21 protein-coding genes are annotated in these 22,483 nt (G+C 29.2%); 4 read left to right on the plus strand and 17 right to left on the minus strand.

Going from position 1 to position 22,483, the window contains the following annotated elements:
• Positions 1-9: 9 nt before the first annotated feature.
• From ACXLDF_RS10035 to ACXLDF_RS10060, 6 genes are all read right to left on the minus strand, one after another.
• The gene (locus ACXLDF_RS10035; protein ID WP_457558387.1) at positions 10-1,257 is read right to left on the minus strand and encodes a hypothetical protein; all 1,248 of its coding nucleotides are present in this window, start codon (positions 1,255-1,257) and stop codon (positions 10-12) included.
• A gap of 64 nt (positions 1,258-1,321) precedes the next feature.
• Complete coding sequence (locus ACXLDF_RS10040; protein WP_457558388.1) at positions 1,322-2,449, minus strand: hypothetical protein; 1,128 nt, start codon at positions 2,447-2,449, stop codon at positions 1,322-1,324.
• Between the two features lie 43 nt (positions 2,450-2,492).
• Positions 2,493-3,500, minus strand: a complete 1,008-nt coding sequence (locus ACXLDF_RS10045) for a hypothetical protein (protein ID WP_457558389.1) — start codon at positions 3,498-3,500, stop codon at positions 2,493-2,495.
• A gap of 70 nt (positions 3,501-3,570) precedes the next feature.
• Positions 3,571-4,749 (minus strand): hypothetical protein, encoded by a 1,179-nt coding sequence (locus ACXLDF_RS10050; RefSeq protein ID WP_457558390.1) that lies wholly within the window; start codon positions 4,747-4,749, stop codon positions 3,571-3,573.
• 133 nt (positions 4,750-4,882) lie between these two features.
• Complete coding sequence (locus ACXLDF_RS10055; protein WP_457558391.1) at positions 4,883-5,545, minus strand: ABC transporter permease; 663 nt, start codon at positions 5,543-5,545, stop codon at positions 4,883-4,885.
• Positions 5,546-6,559 (minus strand): ABC transporter ATP-binding protein, encoded by a 1,014-nt coding sequence (locus ACXLDF_RS10060; RefSeq protein ID WP_457558392.1) that lies wholly within the window; start codon positions 6,557-6,559, stop codon positions 5,546-5,548. It abuts the gene before it with no gap.
• A 153-nt stretch (positions 6,560-6,712) separates the two neighbouring features.
• Between ACXLDF_RS10060 and ACXLDF_RS10065 the strand changes: the two genes are divergently transcribed.
• Positions 6,713-7,396 (plus strand): ArsR/SmtB family transcription factor, encoded by a 684-nt coding sequence (locus tag ACXLDF_RS10065; protein WP_457558393.1) that lies wholly within the window; start codon positions 6,713-6,715, stop codon positions 7,394-7,396.
• A 232-nt stretch (positions 7,397-7,628) separates the two neighbouring features.
• Here ACXLDF_RS10065 and ACXLDF_RS10070 read toward each other — a convergent pair whose 3' ends face one another.
• The 9 genes from ACXLDF_RS10070 to ACXLDF_RS10110 form a co-directional block, all read right to left on the minus strand.
• Complete coding sequence (locus ACXLDF_RS10070) at positions 7,629-8,498, minus strand: protoheme IX farnesyltransferase (protein WP_457558394.1); 870 nt, start codon at positions 8,496-8,498, stop codon at positions 7,629-7,631.
• Positions 8,499-8,548: 50 nt separating this feature from the next.
• A complete protein-coding gene (locus tag ACXLDF_RS10075) occupies positions 8,549-9,904 on the minus strand; it encodes a (Fe-S)-binding protein (RefSeq protein WP_457558395.1) in 1,356 nt (451 codons plus the stop codon).
• A 21-nt stretch (positions 9,905-9,925) separates the two neighbouring features.
• Positions 9,926-11,380: an FAD-binding oxidoreductase gene (locus ACXLDF_RS10080; RefSeq protein WP_457558396.1), complete on the minus strand. Its 1,455-nt coding sequence runs from the start codon at positions 11,378-11,380 to the stop codon at positions 9,926-9,928.
• 16 nt (positions 11,381-11,396) lie between these two features.
• Positions 11,397-12,155 (minus strand): hypothetical protein, encoded by a 759-nt coding sequence (locus ACXLDF_RS10085; RefSeq protein WP_457558397.1) that lies wholly within the window; start codon positions 12,153-12,155, stop codon positions 11,397-11,399.
• A gap of 36 nt (positions 12,156-12,191) precedes the next feature.
• Positions 12,192-13,718, minus strand: a complete 1,527-nt coding sequence (locus ACXLDF_RS10090; protein WP_457558398.1) for a hypothetical protein — start codon at positions 13,716-13,718, stop codon at positions 12,192-12,194.
• Between the two features lie 7 nt (positions 13,719-13,725).
• The gene (locus tag ACXLDF_RS10095; protein WP_457558399.1) at positions 13,726-14,328 is read right to left on the minus strand and encodes a hypothetical protein; all 603 of its coding nucleotides are present in this window, start codon (positions 14,326-14,328) and stop codon (positions 13,726-13,728) included.
• A 151-nt stretch (positions 14,329-14,479) separates the two neighbouring features.
• Positions 14,480-15,286 carry a hypothetical protein gene (locus ACXLDF_RS10100; protein WP_457558400.1) on the minus strand — a complete coding sequence of 269 codons (807 nt, stop codon included), beginning with the start codon at positions 15,284-15,286 and terminating at the stop codon, positions 14,480-14,482.
• 321 nt (positions 15,287-15,607) lie between these two features.
• Positions 15,608-16,261, minus strand: a complete 654-nt coding sequence (locus ACXLDF_RS10105; protein ID WP_457558401.1) for a helix-turn-helix domain-containing protein — start codon at positions 16,259-16,261, stop codon at positions 15,608-15,610.
• Positions 16,262-16,337: 76 nt separating this feature from the next.
• Positions 16,338-18,464 (minus strand): tetratricopeptide repeat protein, encoded by a 2,127-nt coding sequence (locus ACXLDF_RS10110; protein WP_457558402.1) that lies wholly within the window; start codon positions 18,462-18,464, stop codon positions 16,338-16,340.
• A gap of 191 nt (positions 18,465-18,655) precedes the next feature.
• On the opposite strand from ACXLDF_RS10110, the gene ACXLDF_RS10115 reads away from it, so the two are divergent.
• Positions 18,656-19,177 carry a zinc ribbon domain-containing protein gene (locus tag ACXLDF_RS10115; protein WP_457558403.1) on the plus strand — a complete coding sequence of 174 codons (522 nt, stop codon included), beginning with the start codon at positions 18,656-18,658 and terminating at the stop codon, positions 19,175-19,177.
• 66 nt (positions 19,178-19,243) lie between these two features.
• Here ACXLDF_RS10115 and ACXLDF_RS10120 read toward each other — a convergent pair whose 3' ends face one another.
• Together ACXLDF_RS10120 and ACXLDF_RS10125 are read right to left on the minus strand one after the other, a co-directional pair.
• Positions 19,244-20,023 carry a hypothetical protein gene (locus ACXLDF_RS10120; protein ID WP_457558404.1) on the minus strand — a complete coding sequence of 260 codons (780 nt, stop codon included), beginning with the start codon at positions 20,021-20,023 and terminating at the stop codon, positions 19,244-19,246.
• Between the two features lie 18 nt (positions 20,024-20,041).
• On the minus strand, positions 20,042-20,713 hold the full coding sequence (locus tag ACXLDF_RS10125) for a hypothetical protein (protein WP_457558405.1): 672 nt from the start codon (positions 20,711-20,713) through the stop codon (positions 20,042-20,044).
• 193 nt (positions 20,714-20,906) lie between these two features.
• Between ACXLDF_RS10125 and ACXLDF_RS10130 the strand changes: the two genes are divergently transcribed.
• The gene (locus ACXLDF_RS10130) at positions 20,907-21,260 is read left to right on the plus strand and encodes a YbbN family protein (protein WP_457558406.1); all 354 of its coding nucleotides are present in this window, start codon (positions 20,907-20,909) and stop codon (positions 21,258-21,260) included.
• A 199-nt stretch (positions 21,261-21,459) separates the two neighbouring features.
• Positions 21,460-22,380, plus strand: coding sequence for an NAD(P)/FAD-dependent oxidoreductase (locus ACXLDF_RS10135; protein ID WP_457558407.1), 921 nt, complete (start codon positions 21,460-21,462; stop codon positions 22,378-22,380).
• The last annotated feature ends 103 nt before the right edge of the window (positions 22,381-22,483 follow it).

The following is a 22,483-nucleotide window of genomic DNA, read 5'->3' on the forward strand; positions in this document are numbered from 1 at the left end:
TCTCCTTTATTATTCAATTTCAAATTCCTTTTTTATAATTTCAACTAGATGATATGTTAAGCGATCAATTGCTTCAATTTTTTTTCCTAAAAATGTAAAGATTTCTTTCCGATAAACAGGACTATCTCGAATTTTAGTTCTATCTAATCGCAAATAATCTTCAAAACACAACAATTTCATCAAATACGGTAAAATTTTCTCTTCAGTTTTTAAATCTAAAAATAAATTGTAAAATATATTATCACTAGAAAGAAAAGTATGGAGAAGAGCATTATAAATAATAAATGCAAAATTCATTGCAATCCAATTAATCAACTCTTTTGAGAGAAAACCTCGCCTAAATGAAACTTTTGCCAAATAAAGCAATACAAGCGTTTCATTACTGAATTGAGGAATCCAACGAGTTTTACCATCAGCATCAATTTGTGTTCGAATATATTTGTGGGGTTCAATCAATTCTAAAAAGTATAAGGACGGCCCTATAAAAGCATTCATTATTACTCGTAATTCCATTCTGGTAGAGATCCGTTTTATTGCTTCTTCTTCACTATTTGCAATATTGTCAATAAAGGGTTCGAAAACATCAGAGATAAGAATTGTTGGAATGACATTTTCAGGATTTTCTTCACTATCTAAATAATTTGGATCTAGATTGAACAATGAAGTCATATGATTAATAATTTGGAATATTTTAGGAGAAAAACCCGGAATTATCATTTCATCAATTTTTTCACGATAAAATGTAGAAGGTTGCAAAATGTAACGTTGTGCAAGATACCATTCATGTGAATTCTCAATGAGTTGAGAGTATATTTCCTTTAAAGAGTCTCCTGTTGGAAAAATCAAAGAGGACAAAGCACGAAAAAGTTTGTAAAGTAAAGATTTTCGCTGTAAATTTCTATCTTCTTCTACTAAAGTTAATAAAATTTCAAATGTATTATCAGATTCTTCTAAGAAATCAATAATAAAATCTTTTATATCTTGTGGATCGAATTCATCGCGGCACTCTTCAATATAATTAAAGATATGTTGAAAAATCTCTTTAAGAAAGAATGAATTAAACTCAGCAATGACTTTTACTTTGTTTATTTTCCTTTTGGATGCTTCATCCAAAATTTCTTTAATTGTTTCAGTTTTTAATAAGTCTGAAGGTGAAATGTCATTAATTAAAGTCTTTGTTTCCTTAATTAGAGATTGTACTAAACTCAAATATGTCCGATAATATGCAACCACATCTTCCCATCGTTCTCTCGCCATTTTATATCATTCCCATATAATTTTTATATTAAATCAAAATAAGTTTATCTTAGTCTGCTCACGTTTACTCCAATTTAGATTCTCCAGACACAGTAATTTCTTGAAAAATATTACTAATTTCAACAAATATCGGAATTTCAACACGACATAAATTACCTAACACCCATTTATTCACATCACGTATTAACATGTTTGATTGTAAATGTAATCTTTTCTTTGCATCTGATTTTTCAATTTTTTCATACCATTTAGTGGCGCCCAATCTAAAAGCAATCAATTCAATGGTTGGTTGCATTAATTCAATAAGAATATCCTTACGCATCCAAGATTTTGGAATTACACTCATTCGCTCTCCATCAAAAGAAGGATCGCGCAAGATGGGATTATTTTCTGAAAGGGATAATTTGGGCATAAAGCTAAGAATTAAGATTAAAGCAAAAATATTACATATTCCATTAATCTTGTATTTCCCTAGTGTTGTTCTTTGAGTAGAATATCGAGCAAGAAAAAGAGAAGTAAATACGTTTTTATCAAAATCCTCGTTAATAATTACTTCACCTTTTTCAGTGGTTATTAAATACTGTCCTTCTAACAGAGAAAGTATTTCTGGTGGAAAAGTATAAAATTTAATGATTTTTTTCTCTGACCTTGCTAAATCTCGTTCAATCACTCGCTCTTCGACAACTAAACCGATAAAATCTGTGATTTTCTCTAATTGAGATTGTAAAGATTTTCGTGGGTTATTTGGATCTCCAAACATTGCATAAAATGCATGATCTGTTATTCTAAATCGTTTTGATTTTTTAAATCCTTCAACTATTTTATCAATTACAGGTCCTTCTTTAAAAGACCCAAAGGATTTAGTTTTTGATGCAATAAACCCATTAATTAATTCATTGATAATATATGAGTTATCTGGGTCTGCTTCTAAAGAATAAAGTATTTTTGAAAAAGCATCTGCTAAATCGTGTGTACGAGGGAAAAACGAATTTTGAATAGATTCATCAATAGCTTTTATTAATAATTCACCGTTGTTTCGGGGAAGATATCTGATTAATTCCTCAAATCGGCGAATTAATTGATCTTTTGCCCCAGGGATATTTTCTACGTCTCGTTCTTTAATTAATTGGAGCGATTTTTCAATTCCTGACTTAAAGTTTTCTACTAACTCCGACCATAATTCAGTTCCCAAAATAACCACCTGTTTTATTAATAAGGTTTAATTTCATTAAATTTCATGATAATAACGGTTCCTTAAATGAAATTTCTTGAATTTCAACATTTTTTAAGGATGCCCATTCTTTCCGTATTTTTTCAAGAGCATCAATTAACTTTGGAATTTGATCTTTTTCATAAATATTCGGGGACATGACACCTTTTTTACTCTCCCACCTTAATCCTTGTCCACTACCAAGAGAATATTGAGAAGTCATATATTGCTGAAGATTGCGCGTCCACCAATAGAAACGTAACCATTTTTTCTCTGGATTTTCTTTTGCATGAATTATTACTACAGCTTTCCAGTCTGCCATCCCTATTTTTACTGAAATTCCATAATCTGGTAAATAATAATTAATTGGAAAATTGGATGAAAATGATAGAGAAAGCGAATTAGCAGGAAGATCAAAAATAGGCTTACCCTCTTCCATTATAACAATTTCACCGCAACGTTCACATTCATAAAACCGTTTATTTGAACTTTTATTCATTTTTCTTTTACATTTCGGACATAATCGTTTTGATTCATCAAATGTTTGTAATTCTTGAATAGAATTTAATCTCTCAGGAATTGGATCATAGCTAATTGACACATCTTTTTTTAGGGTAAATTGTTCGTCAAATAATGCATCTATTCTTTTTAATGCAATAATTGTATTCTCTAAAACGGCTAAATCTTGAATTTTAAACATGCCTGCATGAGTGTTAATTGATTTTTTCCACCAAGATATTCGAATATACTTAATAGATTCAAAAGAAGGAGAATGACATAATAAGACTGCAATCCAAGATTTATTTTTTTCACGATGGATAGTAATTCCTTTATCAGCAATCTCCCATTTAGGATTTAAGGAAGTATTCTCCATATAATATTCACCATCGAGAATTTCACCTTCTTTTTTAAGATCAAGCTTTTCTTCTGGTTCTTCTCCGCGGAACATTTTTTTACAATTTGGACAAGTTTTTACACCAGGAATCAATTGAATTAATTCTGCTTTACCGCAAGCTGGACAAAGTTCTCCCATCTTTTACACCATTTTTTTTCAATATTGATTTTATTTTTTATAATCACACATGTTTTTGTTAAATAATGAATTATAGATCGTTTTCTCCAGGAATCAAGTCTTTTTCAATAATAAAGCGTTCTAAATCTAAATTTAAGATCTTAAGATCCTTCTCTGAAAATTGATCCAGTTGATGACTAATATATTTCAATTTATTTCGCGCATCTAAAAGAGAATCACGAATCTTTGATGAGATATCATCTTCATCGAAAGTAGATTTTTGGATAAAGGTTATATATGGCATAATTTGGTTCTTTCCAGAATAATATGCTTGTAATTTTTCCATTTCAACGTTAATGTTATCAAATTTTATTCTAAGATCAATTAAAGTATTAAGTTTTTTTTTCCAATCATTAAAAATTGAAGGTATTTCTGATGATTCAAATTCCAATTGAAATTTATTTGGAAGTATTTTTTTCCGAGATTTTTGCGTTAAAATTTTGTAATAATCTGGAACATTTGAAGTTGTTTTTTGTGTTAATTTCTTCTGATATTGGATAAATTTCTTCATCACTTTTGCTTTTGGTAATTCTGAATAAAATATAGAGAGACATCCATCAATTCTATTACGAATTTCTTTATATTTTTGTGCCATTTGCCTAATCATCAATTCGATTCGTAATGCTTGAAAAGGATTTCCTAATTCATCTATAATATAATAAAAATCATCATCTAATACCCAATAATCCCCATATTTATGAACAAGGGCATGAATAGTAGAAGAACGCGGACACATCATTCCCCGAAGTCGATTCAGAGCTTTCAATACTTTCGATTGAGTCATTTCTGGAATTATTGGAGCAATTATACGCTCGATTACAGATTCACTCATAAAAATATGGATTTCTTCTTCTTCTTCATTCAAAGATTCATGTGCAATTTTTAAACCTGGAGCAATTCTTATTTTATAATGATTCGCTTTTGTTTCTAACATCTGATAAGATTTTATATTTGTAATAAGATGAAATTGAATCAAATTTTTAATGAAATCACTACTACAATGCTTTTTTAGGTCTTCAACTGTTGGTTCTTCTAATGAAAGCAAGATCTCGAAAGAATCTAATAAATCATCATTCAACATATCTTCGAATAATTCTTTTCGAATTATATACATATAAAGTGAAACATACCGCAAATCAGGAGCATCAAACACATCTTCTAATAAGGGGCGATCAAAATCCAAATCAAGGGTAGTGTGTTCTAACGACATTTTCAAGGCGAAACTCCACTAAGGAAATATTAAATTCTTTATAATACAAAAAGACAAATCAATTAATATTCCAAATCCAAAAAACTTTTCGATTTTTCGAATTGAAAAAAGAAAAAAAATTAAAGAGATGATCCTACAATTTCTTTCGAGTTAACACTAAAGATATCGCGATATTCACAATGAGAGTCGCAGAAAATCCAACACCAATTGAATACCAAGCGGTATTAATATTTTCAAAGAATATTCCCGGCAATACTGCCAACATGCTTAATTGGTTTCCAAAATAAATAGCTAAAATTGCAGCTACCATTGTTGAATTGACTAAGATTCCAATTAAAACAGAAAGGGAACAAGTAATTGCCATGGCACTTAAACTAATCGCTAATGAATCCCATAAACCATCCATAAGAATTTTAAGAGGAACATCAGTATTTACTAAGTCTAATATAATACCCACACCAATACTTAACGTTGTAGCTATTAAAATGCAGAAATAAACAGCCAGCCACTTTGCCAGCATAATATGCCAAGATTTTACAGGACGGATCAAGAAAAGATCATAAACATGCTGGTTCTTCTCTGCAACAATTGTTGTGCTCAACATTACTGATGCTAGAGTCCCACTTAATGATGAAATCATTAAACTAATAAAAATCGTAAGTGGAATTCCTTCAGTCTCAGGTTGAAGTGAATGTATTACAATACTTAGTAGAGGCATTCCAATCCATAGGACCAACATAACTTTTGATTTATAAAAACCTTTTAATTCATCCAAAAATAGCAATTTCAAACTCATTTATTTATCTTCCTCCACGTATTTTAGATAAACTTCTTCTAAGGATGGTTGCTTCAGCTCTACTTTTCGAACTGCACTTTTTTGATTTACCAGTATTTGTAAAATTTGTGAAATTGCAGAATCTAAATCTGCAGTGTTGGAAATTGATATTAGATAGTGATATGAACGCTTTTTTTCGACTTTTGTTACCATTGGAATTTTTGAAAAGGAAGGCAGTGTTTTGTCAGATTCTTCAAGTAAGATTTCTATTTGATGATCCACCATGAATCGTTTTTGGAGTTCTTGTGGCGTTCCTACGTTTAGTATTTGGCCCCGATTAAGAATTCCTATACGATCAGCAATATCTTGAACTTCACTAAGAATATGGCTTGAAAGAAAGATTGTTATTCCTTGTTCTGCCAATTTGCGAATGATTTTCTTCATTTGATAGCGACTGCTGGGATCCAAACCAGTCATCGGTTCATCCATAACTAAAAATGGAGGATTATGAAGTAGCGCTTGTGCTAACCGTAATTTTTGCTGCATTCCTCCTGAAAGATGAATAATTTTCTTATACTTTACTTCTTTTAATCCAACCATTTCTAAAACTGAATTAATACGTGCAGATAATTCAGTTTTAGCGATACCAGATAATTTTCCAAATGTTTCCAGTAAATGATTTACCGTGCGCCAAGATTGAAATCCAACATCTTGAGGAAGATATCCTAAAAATTGATGAATAGAATCTTTAGATGTTGATAATGATTTACCATTAAAAATAATGGTTCCTTCAAAATTTCGGATTAATCCAACGATTATTTTGATAGTTGTTGTCTTTCCTGCGCCATTGGGTCCGATATATCCGAAAACTTCGCCTTTTCTGAGTTGTAAATTAATACAATTTAATGCAGGAAAGTCACCATATTTTTTGGAAACTTGCTGTAATTCTAAAAGAATGGAATTATTATCCAATGAACCATCTTTTATTGAAGAGAACTCTTCAGTTTCTTGAGGGACAGTTGATATTTTGGACATCTTTTTCTGTATTCTCTCCTAAATAAAAATTGAATATAAATTGAATAATTTTTGTATGTCCCAAAAATATATATGTTTTGAAATATACAAAAATCATGTAATAAATGGGACATTTTCATTTAAAATTTGTTACTGCCAGGAGTTATCGAAAAAATGTTTGAGAAGGAAAAAAAACGTGGAGAAGATAATAATGATCTAATGAAATTATTAGCTGATGAGACGAATTTTGAGATAATCCTATTTTTATTCATACATCAAGAATTAACTTTAAGTCAATTGGAAGAATATATCCAAAAAAGTCGATCAACAATTCATCGACATCTTCAACTCTTAAATCGTAATGAATTAATAAAAGAATCCAAAGAAGTAAAGGTGAGAAGCCATATTCCAGCTAAATACTATTCAGTGAATTTGCAAAAATTACTTCAATTTCCGAGGTATTCAATGCAAGATCTTCAAAAACTTTCAGATATACAAAAACGTGAGTTATTTAATACAATTTCTCAGACATACAATTCAATTTTTACATTTATGATAAAAATTATCCAAAAGACTCAGAAAATCTTATCAATAATAATACAAAATTCTAATAATAGTTTCTTTGAAATTCTTGACTTTCAAGATCCAAAACTATTCATATCTCTTTCATTTATGACAGAAGAGCAACGTAAATTATATCTTACAAGATTATTTGAGTTTTCTCAAGCATTTTATACAGAATTGCAAGAAAAGCAACTTGTTGATCCACAAAATCTTAAAAAAGAGCAATTTCCTTATCTTCTATTCCATACAATAATCCCTATAGAAAAATTAACTATAAATTCTAAGATAATTTAAAAATTATCACCTAATAATTAAATTGAATTAACAAAATAATCGAATATGTCAAATAATTTGAAGAAATCAAATAATAGTGAAAAATGTAAATCGAAAAAATTCAATAATATATTTCTACAAGCCTGAAATTTCTCTAATTGAATTATAAATTTATTTCAATTTTCCGTTTGCATCTCCCCTCTTTGTTAAAATTTATTCGCACATTAATTTCTCAAATACTACTCTACTTATATTACACACCGATGTAAAGCAACAAAAAACCTCCTAACATAAATATCGAAGCAAATTTAAAAAGCCTAAATGTTTTCTTTTGGGATGGAAAAATCAAATCATCAACAACCATGCTAACAAGAATTATACAAAAAATACCGATGCAAGAGAGAATTATAAGATTTGTTTCCAAAAACAGTGCCATCAGGAAGATGACAACCGCATTTACAAATGTACTTCCAGCAATAACTCGCATTGTTTCTTTTTCAGAACTAACAACTGGCCACATTGGAATCTTTGCATCTCTATAACCCTTTAAATTATGAGGAAATAACGCTAATGTCAGAATATGAACAGGTATCCATGATAGAATAAATAAAAGGAAACATATACTAACAAAATCAATATTTTTAATCGCCAAAACCCTTCCTGCCATCGCTGGAAGACCACCTGCAATTCCTCCAAAAATTATGCTCCATTTTGTTCTTCGCTTGAGCCATATACTGTAGATGAAAAAATCAAAGAAAAAACCTAAGAAAATAAGAAATCCTGTTAACCAATCTAAGAAAACAAATGCAAAAATTAATCCTATAATTGTTATTATAATACCATTAATTAAAACGATTTTCAATGGAATTTGACCACTAGGAATGGGTCTATTTTTAGTTCGCTCCATTAATTTGTCTACATCATAATCAATGTACATGTTTAATATTGTTGTTCCTGAAATTGTTAAAAACATAGATACAAAAAGAAATAATAAATCACTTATTATAATTGAATTAGCTCCAATTGAAATAAAATAAGCCATAATTGAAGTATAAACTAACAAAAGGGTTTGTTTCCACTTAATTAATTCAGAATAGATCCAAGCAATTTTTTTTATATTCATAGAAATAAATTCCTATAAAATTTTTTTAAAATAATTTTAAATTAAAAAAATTAATAGAATTCGCAGTCTTGCAGAATTTCTGAAATGTCAGTTACTAAAAGTTCAGAATTATCTTCAGTTGCTGCTTGATTCAAATTGTTTTTACAAAAAACGCAAGAACTTACAAGAACTTCTGCGTTTGTTTGCTCTGCTTCCATTAATCGTTCAGATCTCAAGATTTCCATGCATTGAGTTGTTTCACCTAATCGATTCCTTGCAACAACACCAGCTAACTCACCATATAATGCTTTTACACCTCCACCAGCTCCACAACACCACGACATTTCACGTATATGTTTCATTTCGATTAGCTTTACTCCTTCAATCATATTAATTAATTCTCGAGGTTCATCATATTTTTTACAATATCGTCCCAAATGGCAAGGATCATGATATGTAATAAGCATAGGATTATCCTTGGTTCTTTTAGTATAACGAACATTCAATCCTTTTTCTTTTATAATTTTTGGGGCATATTCTGCAATATGATATAAATTAAAACCTAGTTCTTCGCCAAATAATCTGGGATATTCAAGTAAAAAAGTAGAATAACATCCAGAACATGAAAATACAACGTCTCGAACACCACTTTTTCGAATCATTTCGACATTATTTCGAATTAAATCAAGTGTATGATCTTCAAGTCCAGTTCGGTATTGAACAGATCCACAACATTGTTCTTCAGGAAAAAAGATAAATTCCATTCCAAGTCTTTCTAAAATTTGGCTTGTTGCTATTGCTAATTCTGTATTCCGATAAGCTGAAGTACAACCTAAAAAGTAGCCTACTTCATACTTTTTCTCCATGGTTGCATCTTCACCATCCTCAATTTTTTGAAAAAGTTCAATTCCACGTTTTAATGCACGTAAACCAGGTTCACTTTTTTCAGTCCATTTAAATCGATCTTCATGATTTTCACGAAATGGATTTTTAGTTTCTTTAATTGCTTTATTAATCCAATCAAGTTTTTCAGGTAATACCCCTTTTGAAATTGAATCTTTTCTAAATTTTTGAAATACAGCAACAGTATCAATGCCTATTGGACAAACTTCTCTACAATTTCCACATAGCATACATCGGTATATTGTATCAACAATTTCATCTTTATCAAATTTTATTGCATTGCGAGATAAAGATTTAAGAATTCGATTTCGTCCACCAGCATAATCCTTTTCATTAAAAGTAACATTATATACACGACAAACGTTTCTACAATAGCCACATTGAACACATTCTTCAAAACCTAATTCATTTTTTAAAGAAGAGCGTGTTTTAAGTAAATTATCACGATGTGGAGAGAAAATACCCGAAACAGGAGGTCCTGATGTAATTACCTCTTTTCTTACGTTAGATTTTTCTTTACTCATATATACTCACTTTAACGCATTTTAAACTATCTTAAATAAAAATTTGGCAACTTTGAATAGAAGTTTTATTCTCCAAAATTTCATCTTTGCTCTAATGAAACGATAAGAATTGACTAGTTCATTAGGGTCAAGTTTGTATTTCTTTATCTTGATCGATTTAACATCTTCTGGATTAAATTGAAGAAAATAGAATGTATTCACGACTCCAATTGTATACAAACTATCATGATTTGCATAGGACTCGTTAGTAATATCATTAAAATTGGCTTTTATTGCAAAAAATTCCCGTGAATTATCAATATCAGAAAGACCGAATAGCTTTATTCGATTTCTTCCTTCACCTCCTGCCATCATATAAAATGCATTGCGATACTCTATTTCTCGAATTTTTTTTGAATAAAATTTGTAAAAAGCATCTACTCTTTCATCAGAAATCCAATATTCTTGGAAAATAGGATTCTTGCATATTCTAGCAAGATTTAATTCAGTATCTGCAATATCATCCCATTTTTCTTTTAAATACCATTCTTCCACATATAATCCATCTATTTTAGCAGCAGCTTCCTTTGCAAATGAAAATGCCTTATTTGTTTGATTAGTATCATCATAATATACAGCGTAAACGAAATAATCACGCGATGGAATGATTTTATGAGATAATTGCTCAAATTTCTTATCAGATAAAGAAAGAAATAACGGACGCACTTCAGAATAATTCTTTAACGTTAAAAAGTACTCAAAAGCATTTGAAAACGATTTAAAGCTATAGCCTATCATTTGCATAGAAGTTTGAAGAGCAGTTACACTCATTTCTACTTCTGCAATGGCACCGAATATTCCGTTTGAACCAGTTATATCCTCTAAGGTTAGATCACCTTGAGAATTTTTAGAAACAGTTTCAATTGAACCGTCTGGTTTGACTATAGTTACAGAAAGAAGTGTATCTTCCATAATTCCGTATTTTAAAATACCAATCCCTGCTTTTCCCGAGGTTGCAATAAAACCACAAACACAAGATGATTTATAACTTGTCGGATAGCATTTGGGAGTTAGACCATAGTTTAATAATGTTTCAATAAGTTTGACCCAAGAAATCCCTGCTTCACAAGACACTATCAATTTTTCATTATCAATTTTTAAGATACGATTCATTCGTCTTGTATCTATAATTACCCCACCCTTTGTAGGAGTACTTGCTGAAAAACAAGATGTACCCGCTGCACGAATAGTTACAGGAAAAGAATAATCACGACATAATTTCATAATTTTCGAGAGTTCTTCTTTATCCTTTGGACGAATAATATGTGTCGCTAAATACTCTTCTTTAAATTTATAATGATATTTCGGTAGTAAAGAGAGATCTCCTGAAGAAGCTTCAATTTCATAGGGATCTGTCGTAATAAACGCAGGAGAGATTAATTTTTCAACTTCTTGAGTGAATTTTTGTAGTTTTTCTAAATATTGATTTTTTACCATTTTTTTTCAAATCCGTTTATATGTTTTGTATGAATATCGATAACATATATGCCGTCCACCAGCAAGCAAGTGTTGTATACCCTGTAATCTTTGCAAGCCGTCTCTGCCCAGAAATCCCAAACAATCCACTTGCAAATCCAAATGTTAGGCCTATTCCACCACAAATGATATGAAATGCGTGAATCCACCCGGAATAGGCAGTCATTATATCAGAAGATAATGCAAATAAAAGAATAACGTTGTAAAATGTTAAAATCCATGCAGAACCTGCAGTATATCCATGATAAAGCACAAATTTATTTTCATCTAGAAGCACTAATATTGTGCCAAGACTTACCAAGAATAAAGCAGGTAAGCCAATAATTGAACCAATATGAAGACTATTATATGCAGTTCCGTTTATCCATATAAGAATTCCCATAATTATCAAAATTAGCAAAGAAATTCCTAAAATAGAAAGAAAAACGTTTCGATTATAATGTTTATTCATTATTGTCAATATTACCGCGGATATGATAATTAACATATAAATAAACACTATAATCTGAAGTAAAATTTCATAGAGAGAACCCAGAATGACTAAATCGATAATTGACAGTACAAATAAGCATCCCAAACAGAAGAAAAAGGTTATTAAAAGTATATTTAATATTCTTTTATCTTTCTCTTTCTCAAAGTATTCCAAAAACAGAATAGAGCTAAGAAGACTCAACATTATTCCAACAGTTAAAACAAGTTGAATAATACCCCAAACATCTGAAATAAGCGTTACCATAATTATAATCATCTTTTATCTTTTTTATTTCAATTTTTAATTATTTTCTTGTAATATTTTGTTTTTTTGTTGATTTCTATATGAAATAACAATTTGACATATGCTAGCAATAAAACCAGCAGTAAGAAACCACACACCTATAAAAGTCATAACCATTGACCATTGTTTATCCATTGCAGGAGTTCGCATCATGTAAATATTGGCTCCAGTAAAAGCAATAAACCCTCCAATGCAAAGTAACCATCCACTAATCTTTCGACTTTTCATAGGAACTTTAAAATGGTTTACTGCTATTAACATAACTAAAGTTGCAAGTAATACTGCAAGTAAATGCCAATGTCCAACATTAAAATCATATTCAATGTTTAAATATTCGTGTGTACGGTACACTTCTCTTGTTTGGAGTCCAACAATGATACCGCAGATAGTAACTACTATTTGAGCGTACATGAAGATAAAATAAAGTGTAAATAAAACAGGATCTGAAATAATAGCTTTAACTCTTTCCCAATTTGAAGCTGTTTTATATTTATCTCCAAGGTGATCCTTTGAAATTTCCCACCAGCCATGTAAAGACATGAATACGGTACAAATAATAAGAATTCCAGCACCAACCCATATTAAATAATGATTTAATACCCAAGCACCGTATGAGATAGTTACAATCCCAATGGGACATGCAAAAAGCATATAATGATAGATTCTTCCATTTATTTTACTAACCTTGTATCCAATCATTGTTACCATAGCAGCTAACAAAGCAAGTTGAATATGTAGATGGGAAACAACAAACTCTTCAGGCATATCATGAATAAGAACTCTCACTACTTCTTCTGCTAAAAAAGCATCATTACTTGGACGATCTAAGTGCCAAATAGTATTTGTAAAAGTTTCAACACCAGCAAGAGCACCATATATAACAGAAACAATAACACACCCTGCTAAAATAACCAATGAATAGTTTTCTAAATTTAATCCAAAAAACAGAGCACCTTGTGTTGCTTTCTTAGGACTTGGATATTTCCCAGGTATAGGAAAGCTAGCTACAATAAAGAGAACCCCTCCTAAGAAAACTAAGAAAAGTCCGAAATAAAACATTTCATGGAAAAATCTAATTCGAGTATAACCAAATATCAAACCACAAATTCCTGAGAGATAAGCACCAGAAATTAAAGTAATTTTAATGCTTGGAATTAATTTTTTTCTTATATTAAAATATTCCATAGTCCAAAATGTAGTTGCTACAACGAACGGTGTCGCAATTGAATGATATATCATAATAATTCGAGCAGTTCTTGATATAATATCATCATTATATATAGGAAATAGAGGTTCTCCACCCCAAATAAAAGACATTGGTTCAGAAAAAGTAAAGAGAAATAAAACTTCGAGAAATATGAATAAAATTAAACTTAGATGGATTTTATCATAATTATATTTTGGTTCTTTATAATCTGGAGTTTCAATAAGAGCTTCAATTGAAGTTTCCATAGATAACTCTTTTAATTGTTTTTGATCTTGATTTTGTTCTAGTTCTTTAATTTCTTGTTTTTTTTCGCTCATTATTTTTTCACACCTCTAAACCTTTATCATTTATTTTTCGCGTTTTATTTCTTCTTACAATTCTGAGTATAAACAATGGTGTCATTGTAACAATAGAACAAATTATTGTTGGAACTACAGCTTCTATCATTGAATGTTCAACATCATAGTACGGATAATGTCCAACAACCATTGTGTTCGAAAATTGACCCCCTAGATTACAAATGGCAGTTACATTAATCAATGTCCATTCATTTGCAGATAAAGAAATATTTAAGTGGAAAATTTGATGTGTTGATTGATTTGTATAATGATAGATAAATTCTTGAGTTTTATTTAGAGAACCAAATGTTAATATGGATTGCTCTGTAAAAGAATGATTTTGATTTTCATTTTTAAATGTATCATTAAGGACATCATATAATTCGATCTTTACAGTTTCTACATAGTGATAATTCAAGTCAGAAACCCCATGGGTGATATATATACTTAAGATTTGTTCCTGTTCATAGTATTTGAGATCAACATATTTAGGACTATGTGCTACACCATCTCTAAGGTTAGATACATTAACAATTAATATTATTGCGATAATGATTAGAATAACCTTAGTATTTTTGATTTTCTTCATATTTTTTCAACTTAATTTTGTTCTTATTTTTTCAACTTGTTAATTTTTAAATAAAATATATTGCTATTGATTTGTAATTTGATTATTATAGTTTTTTTTTGAATACAAAAAAATTCCATAAATATTATGATATCTAGTCAAATAATTTGCTCTATTTATCTGCAGAATTACTAAATTTCTCCCAAAATTTTGGCCAAAGGATAAGAAGTAATAAAAGAGAACATAATACTGGAGCCATAAAGAACATTGAAAACGAATCTTTACCCATTGCACTAGCAAAAGCCACAAGATATCCGCCAATCATCCCTAAAATTGATGACCCAATTGCTACCCATTTGATCCATTCTTTATTAGACATTAATAAGCCAAATATAGAAAAACCCCATCCAAAAGACGCAATAAAATTCATTCTTTCAGTCATAATATAAATTGTTCGTTCAGGTTTATCCAAAAAGACCATCCTTTGCGTTGCAGCAATCCCATTTATAAAACATAAAATAAAACACATGCCCATTCCCAATCCAAATAATATTTTGTTCCAATTGAACTTTCCAATCCTTCTTAAGAGAATAAAATACATAATTAGATTTATTACAAATATAATCAACCAAAGGGGTAGTGATGCACCACTTTCCATAGCAGGAATATTTGGCCAAAAGCTTGTTTTTAGCGATAAAATATTTGCAATAACTGAAACATTAAAGGCCCATTTCTGATTGTTAAAAAAGCCAAGAGCACTAATTATCCACAACACACCTGCAATTACACCAACATCTGTAAAAATGGGATAGAAATATACAATGATGGGACCACAACCTTTTCCACTTGCTATTTCGACTTCAATAATATATTCATATTTCCATAAGAAAAATATAATAAAGCACAATATTCCAAAAACACCCATTATAAAGGCAGAGATTCCTGCAAATCTAAAATCTTCTTTTTTTTCTGAAGTCAAATTAAATCCTTCCTTGTGTTACTAAAGCTAGATGTTATAATCTCATGTAGGTAAGATTATTATCTATTATTTATTTCGACTTCTCTCTATAAAAAGATTAAAGATTTGGTGAAGAGAGTGAATACTTTCAAATTTTATAAGCAATTATATATAAAAAGTACAATTATCTATAAAGTCAAATATATTTAAATTAAGGAAAAAACAGTGTTTTGTTCTAGTAAGAACAAAATAACAAATTATAATCTCTTAAAAAGCTTTTTTTCCTACGTTATTCGATCTATATATTCTTGATAAAAAACTAATCTACACTCAGATTCTCTACTATAATGGCTTTTCAAAACAATTTAAATAATGTACGACTAACTTTTTTGTGATTCTTCTTATATTTTCAGATAAAGCAGATGGAGTCAATTTTATTTTTGAAGCCATTGAACTCAAAGTGATTTTTCTTGGAATTTCAAAAAATCCATTTTCTAAAGCATATATCAAAATTTCTGTCTGTTTTGCAGTTAGTAAGGATTCAGGACAATATTCACGGACTTGCTTAACAGTGATATTCAGATCTTTCCACTTTGAATTCCTAAACACTTTTTCAATATTAGTTCGAGGTGATATTAATTCAATAGATATTATTCCTTTAAAAATCTGTAAAGGATACCGAATTAAAAGATGATTCTTCGTAATATTATGAAGAATCCATGGATCTTCAATTAAGATATTAAGCAAAATTGAATTAGGATCTTGATAAATTATAGTTACTTTTTTTTTTTCGTAGTTTTCTGAAAAATCATTCAAAAATATAGAAATATTAGGCCCCCTAACTTGAATAAGGCAGCTTCCTTTATTTTCTGTTAATAAAAAGCTTGAAAGAATAGTAAAATGAATTAAAGGATATTTAAGAAAATACTTAGAAAACCACAGATCAGAAGGAACAGGAAATGAAAATTTCATATGAACAATTTCTTCATTCATCATTATTTAGATACATTCATCTTGTAATAAAAAAAAGATTCTATCTACATTTCATTAAAATTTATTTCCAATTTAAAAATTAATCATTAGAAATATTTGATAATATCGCTTGTTGAAGAGAACTTAACCATTGAAAAGAAAAATCAGAACAATGATGAATCGATTTCAAATATTTCTGAAAAATTGGTTCAAATTGTGAAATATCTGAAAATTTATTACTAATCTTTAAAGGAAAAAGAAAAGTAACTAAAAAATAATCTTGATGTTTAGAATGTAAATGCTTTTCTTCATTAATCTGTCCATTATCACTAAGAACATTTGTTTGGGCATAGATCATTGCGCGGTAATTCAAATTTCCAAATGGTAAAGAGCCAAAAAGACCTTCGTGATAGAAATTTCCTTGCCCTAATGCTGTTGCATAAAGAGTGCCACATAATGTTATATTGGTTCGCCAATTTGGATCATTCTCGTTTAAATTGAAAGTTTTTTCGACAACTATACCTTCTTTCTCATCTATGCGATACACTATCATCGGAAAATTAGATTTTTCAATATTTTGTTTGTTTTGATGGTTAATATTTCTAGTAATTTGCTTTAATTCATCCAAAATAAACGAAATAAAAAATCCTTCAGTATTTATGATTTTCAAAGATGGGATTTTTCCAAACTCAAATTTATCTATTGCATTTTTTGAAATATTGACACATAATTGAAGCATTTTTATTTTTCTTGGATTATTAATCATTTCAGCTAATTTAACCGCTTGAGAAAATAAATTATAACTTATCTTGTATTTATTAACAATTAAATAATAAATCCCTAAAATTATTTTAACGCTGATATTTTTTGGAATCAAATTTCTTTCACTTGTAAATGATTCCAAATTTTGAAGAATTGGCTTTACTTTTGATAGATAAGAATTATTAGAAGATAGTCGATATTGTGTAATATAACTTTGTGCTTGAAGTAATTTAATTTTAAATTGCAGATCTATATTGGAAGCGCGTTCACTATATACACTTGCTCTATAAAGACTTAAATCAGTTTCGTTGAAATGATTTTGTTGTAAATTTATCCGAGCTTTTTGTAATAAAATTGCTGCTTCTCCCATTATATTATTCGTTTTTAATAAAATTCTATCTGCATCCTTTAAATAATTATATGATTTATCGATATCTCCTAAGTTAAGCCAAACATCAGCCATCATCAATAAAATGTAGATTTCATTATCTCGAATATTATACTCTAAAACAAATCTATATCCGATTTTTAAGAAAAGAAGTGCCTGCTCAAAATCACCTTTTAAAATATAAAGATTAGCATATAATAGATAACTATCAATAAGCGGGGTATAATATTTGCTAGATTTTAATAATTCAATAGCTTTTTGTAATAATTGTTCTGCTTTGTTAAATTTTCCGCGTTCAATCCAAATTTTGGCAAAATTTTTTAAAAGAAGTCCTTTCAATCTTAAATTTTGTAAATGGTCACATTTTTCAATTGCTTGATTATAGCATATTTCTGCTTTTAGATATTTCCCTTGAATTAAGGCTGTATCTCCTAAATTACTTAAAGTGATAATTACTCCCTCTAAAAACTGATATCTCCGACAAAACTCATGAGATTTAAGGTAAAATCTTTCTGCATTAATTATCTCACCAATAACTTCAAAAGAAATTGCTAAATTATTATATAACCGTATTAAAACTAAATCTATTTCAATTTTTTTTGGTTCCTTCTCTAATCGATCTATAACTTCACTTCCATTGACGATAGCTTTATTAAATTGCCCCAAACGATGAAACGCAAGAATTTGATAACTATAAGTTAAGCCTATTAAAGGCAAATCTTGCATTTTTTCAATTTTTGGGAGAATTTGACTAATATAGATGAGAGCTTCATGAAATTTAGAAGTATTAATAAGAAATCTAATTTTTGCAATATGAAATTTTATTTCAATACCTTCTAAAGACTTTTCTATGGCCCAATCAAATAATGCTTGAAATTGATTATTAATTATTTTAAATTCTTGGTTATTCCACAATTCTTTATATTCTATTATCTCTAGGAACACCATAAATGGATTTTCTGCTTGATTTAGTTTATTTGAGAGATTTTCTTTGATTTTTTGAATTGATTGAGAATCTCCAAATGATAGGTTTTGTATGATTTTTTTTGCTGATACTCGATATTCTTCCCCATCCATGGTTGATCCTCTCTTGATAAATATGTACATTAAGAGCCTAAAAAATTTTATAAATGTTAAAATAATAACTGGCAAATTTATACTCTAAAATCATCGCTAAAAATTGGATTCAATTTATTTTTAATTTGAAAAAACCTTAAAATTATTATAACAAAATTAATTAAATTACTTTTTTTTTTGGGTGAATTTTCATGAAATACGAAAAAAATCAATATTCTGAAGGATTCTCATATTGTAGCTTAATTATTGGTGGTGCTTTTGCATATTGGGGCATTACCACATTAATCGAAATGTCTTGGATTGGTTTTATTTGGATAGGTATAGCACTAAGCATTTTTTCCACACAGTATTATGCTATAACCAACAGGAAAAAATTACGCAGAATTGTTCTCACAGAATTTATGCACAAACCGAATGTTACTTTGGAAGAAATTCAAGAAAATACCGGAATTTCAAAAAAAGATATAAGAGCAATTATTTTAGACTTACGAGCATCAGGAGATTTACAAGGATCATTCTCTGAAACAACAGGTGAAATGCAACTTATTGCAATTCCCAATCAATCAGAAAATATAGATTTAATCAAACAAAAAAAATCAATTGAAAGTCCGTATAAAGAACTGACGCATTCTGTATTTTGTAAAGAATGTGGGACAAAAATCACCGAAAATCAAAATGCAAAATATTGCCCATATTGTGGATCTACTCTTTGAAATTAACTGGTTCACGGAAAAAATAATCACAAATCAAATATGGAATGTCATTTTTTTATTTCCAGGTTAAAAATCAAAATTAACTTCTATTTTTTTTGACTTTTTCTCTTTCTTTACTTCCTCTTTTTTGTTACTTTCATTTGAAGTATCAAATGCAACATAACTTGCAAATGCGCTTCTCTCTGGTGCTAAATCTTCATCATCGTTATTTTCATAAAAATAACGCTTTGAAAATGCAAATAAAAGCGCAAATCCACCAAGTAAAAATGAATAAACGTTCTGAATAATTAAATGTAAATTGATAAATTCTTCTAACTCTAAAGGTGATCTACTGCCTAAATCGTATTCAAAAGAAATCCCCATTATACCAAAAACACCAATAGTTATAAGAGCAATTAACGGTCCGACATAAGTACCAATTTTAAAAAGATCTTGATATGCAATCATTCCAAAACCAAATAAAAGCATACCTAATGTAAAAAATCCGCATGATATTTTGTAAAGATCCAAGTACATTTGATTCATTAACCATGTTAGAACAAAACAGAGAGTTCCAATTATTCCAACAATAGCACCAATGATAATTATACCTTTGCGAGTCGAAAATGTTTGAAAAAAGAATATAATCCAAGAAAAATAAACAAGAATAAACACAAGCATAATTGGGGTTACTTTTTCCATTGAAGTGATTGCAATTGCATTTTTCATTTCAGAAAAAGTAAGATCATTATCACTATAATTAATCCCATAAGTGGCTGAAGATTGAATTACAGGTAAAAAATATAAAAGTTGAAATAATGAAAAGACCCAGCAAAGAATTCCTGATATTAGAGCACCAATTCGCATTTTATTCACCAATATCTGTCAATTTACACATTTAAGTGTTAGATTATTTTTTTTTAAATAAAAAAAAGTATATGAAATAGCCACTATTGATATAAAGCCTAACCATAAGGTTGGAAAAGCAGGGATTATACCAAAAGGATCTATATAATGAAATTTACCTAAATTAATACTAGTGATTTTTAAGCTATATCTCACAATACTTGTTTGATTTGTGAAAATATGAATAAAAATATTTAGTTCAGAATACAAATCATAAGTTCCAAAATAATTATTGTCACTTTTTGTAAGATTAACTAATGAATTGCTATCAGCATCCAAAATTTCTACATTAAAATCATTTATTGGGAATGAAGTAGTAATATTAAAAAATATCCGCTTTCCATTTTGTTCTTCTGCATTTGGAATTAATTTATACCAATCATCATCATTTTGAAATAATTGTTCATAAAAACCAGGAGAAATAAGCCTTGCTTGGCTAAAATTGTCATTCTCTTCAAATGAATCATCAGCACTAAATGGGGAAAAAAAAAATATATCATCTAAAGAATTATGATTAGAATCATATAAAACACAAGGAACATGCGAATTCATACTTAAGATATTTAAAATAACAATAGAAAAGATACATATAATACAAAATTTTTGATAAATTATACTGACATATCGAGATTTGATACAATCGAATATCATTTATTCCACTTCTGTAATCATTATTACTCTACTAAATTTAAGTGATTTGTCGATTTAACTTCAAGATAATTTGTAAAAAAAAACTCAGAAAAATTAAATAAAATCAAGATCTTTAAATGCAAGGCGCGATTTAGTTAAATTAGATGGTTGTGCAATATTCTTGCACATTTATCCGTCGGAGGTTTTTAATAAAATGAATTATCCAACCTTAGATACAAATTTACATCATATCACAAGCAGTGCAGAACTGGAAGAAATGATTGCAAATAATGAGAAAGTTGTTGTTGTATGCGGCCGAATGGGTCCAATGTGTGTTCCTGTTTATGGAATAATGGAACTACTAGAAAGTGAGCATCCAGATATTAAGTTTAATGATTTTCTTTTTGATCATCCTGAAGCTGCAATCATTCGTAATCTTCCAGAAGTTCGAAGATTCCGTGGATTACCATTCACGATTTATTATCGAAATGGAAAAGTGGTAAAAGCAACTTCAAGCATTCAAGAACCAGGCGATGTTAAAGCAATAATTAATGAAGTTTTTGCTTAATTAATAATTTTAGAATTATTAACTCAATGAAACTTCTTGCACTTATTCCCCTCAATTTACAGTTAGAAACTAATCTACCTATAACTTTCTAATTCTTTTTTTTTTATTCAGAAAATATGAATCGAAAATTAACCAAATTGATAAAATAACACCAAACTAATCTACACATTTAATTAATAATCCAATTTGATGAAAAAATATGACAAATTATGATTTAATTATAATAGGAGCGGGACCGGCAGGATTAACTGCTGCAATATATTCTTCCCGCGCAAAACTTCGTGTTCTTGTTATTGATATGTCCACTGCAGGTGGCCAAGTCAAAACAACACATCAAGTTGCTAATTTTCCAGGATTTATTGAACCAATTCCAGGTTATAAGCTTGCTCAGAACATGTATAAGCAAGCACAACTGTATGGAACAGAATTTAAATTAATAAGCAATATAAAAGAATTGCACCTATCACCTAAAGAAAAATGGGTGACACTAACCTCTGGTGAAAAATATGAAGCTCCTTTCTTCATTTTAGCAACTGGAAGATCCCCAAGAATGCTGAATCTTCCTGGAGAAAAAGAACTGGCAGGTAATGGAATATCATATTGTGCGACATGTGATGGAGATTTTTACAAAGGAAAAGATATTTTTGTTATTGGAGGTGGAAATTCTGCAATGGAAGAATCGTTGTTATTGCTTCAGTTGGTTAATTCAATAACAGTAATACACCAGTTCGATGAGCTACAGGCAGAAAAAATCACTGCAGAAAAAGTAAAGAAAAACCCAAAAGCGACCTTTATGTATTCTCATGAACCACGAAAATTTGAAGCGGTAAATGACAAAATAGCAGTAGAAATAGAAAATCTCAAAACACATGAACGTATAACCTTAGAAAGAGATGGAGTTTTTATTTTTGTTGGAATGATTCCAAATAACGAAATAATTAAAGGAACTGGAGTTAAACTAAATAAATATGGATATATTTCCACAAATGAGCAAACAATGGAAACTAATATTCCAGGAGTATACGCAGCAGGTGATATTAGAGATAAATTTCAGTGGCAAATCACTACTGCAGTATCAGATGGAACAATTGCGGCTCTAGATATAATAAAGCATCAGTAAAAAAGCAGATTTTTAATTATCTCTTTGATCAGTATTTTTCAAAAATCATCAAATATCTTTCAAATATTAATTCTTTTTTGAAAAATATTCTAAAATATTAATT

This window comes from Candidatus Harpocratesius sp. (assembly GCF_054039255.1).

Bases quoted from the DNA above. Each gene is read 5' to 3' on its own strand.
- ACXLDF_RS10035 (WP_457558387.1), bottom strand. From the start codon at position 1,257: ATGGCGAGAGAACGATGGGAAGATGTGGTTGCATATTATCGGACATAT.
- ACXLDF_RS10045 (WP_457558389.1), bottom strand. From the start codon at position 3,500: ATGGGAGAACTTTGTCCAGCTTGCGGTAAAGCAGAATTAATTCAATTG.
- ACXLDF_RS10050 (WP_457558390.1), bottom strand. From the start codon at position 4,749: ATGTCGTTAGAACACACTACCCTTGATTTGGATTTTGATCGCCCCTTA.
- ACXLDF_RS10055 (WP_457558391.1), bottom strand. From the start codon at position 5,545: ATGAGTTTGAAATTGCTATTTTTGGATGAATTAAAAGGTTTTTATAAA.
- ACXLDF_RS10060 (WP_457558392.1), bottom strand. From the start codon at position 6,559: ATGTCCAAAATATCAACTGTCCCTCAAGAAACTGAAGAGTTCTCTTCA.
- ACXLDF_RS10065 (WP_457558393.1), top strand. From the start codon at position 6,713: ATGTTTGAGAAGGAAAAAAAACGTGGAGAAGATAATAATGATCTAATG.
- ACXLDF_RS10070 (WP_457558394.1), bottom strand. From the start codon at position 8,498: ATGAATATAAAAAAAATTGCTTGGATCTATTCTGAATTAATTAAGTGG.
- ACXLDF_RS10075 (WP_457558395.1), bottom strand. From the start codon at position 9,904: ATGAGTAAAGAAAAATCTAACGTAAGAAAAGAGGTAATTACATCAGGA.
- ACXLDF_RS10080 (WP_457558396.1), bottom strand. From the start codon at position 11,380: ATGGTAAAAAATCAATATTTAGAAAAACTACAAAAATTCACTCAAGAA.
- ACXLDF_RS10085 (WP_457558397.1), bottom strand. From the start codon at position 12,155: ATGGTAACGCTTATTTCAGATGTTTGGGGTATTATTCAACTTGTTTTA.
- ACXLDF_RS10090 (WP_457558398.1), bottom strand. From the start codon at position 13,718: ATGAGCGAAAAAAAACAAGAAATTAAAGAACTAGAACAAAATCAAGAT.
- ACXLDF_RS10095 (WP_457558399.1), bottom strand. From the start codon at position 14,328: ATGAAGAAAATCAAAAATACTAAGGTTATTCTAATCATTATCGCAATA.
- ACXLDF_RS10105 (WP_457558401.1), bottom strand. From the start codon at position 16,261: ATGATGAATGAAGAAATTGTTCATATGAAATTTTCATTTCCTGTTCCT.
- ACXLDF_RS10110 (WP_457558402.1), bottom strand. From the start codon at position 18,464: ATGGATGGGGAAGAATATCGAGTATCAGCAAAAAAAATCATACAAAAC.
- ACXLDF_RS10115 (WP_457558403.1), top strand. From the start codon at position 18,656: ATGAAATACGAAAAAAATCAATATTCTGAAGGATTCTCATATTGTAGC.
- ACXLDF_RS10120 (WP_457558404.1), bottom strand. From the start codon at position 20,023: ATGCGAATTGGTGCTCTAATATCAGGAATTCTTTGCTGGGTCTTTTCA.
- ACXLDF_RS10125 (WP_457558405.1), bottom strand. From the start codon at position 20,713: ATGATATTCGATTGTATCAAATCTCGATATGTCAGTATAATTTATCAA.
- ACXLDF_RS10130 (WP_457558406.1), top strand. From the start codon at position 20,907: ATGAATTATCCAACCTTAGATACAAATTTACATCATATCACAAGCAGT.
- ACXLDF_RS10135 (WP_457558407.1), top strand. From the start codon at position 21,460: ATGACAAATTATGATTTAATTATAATAGGAGCGGGACCGGCAGGATTA.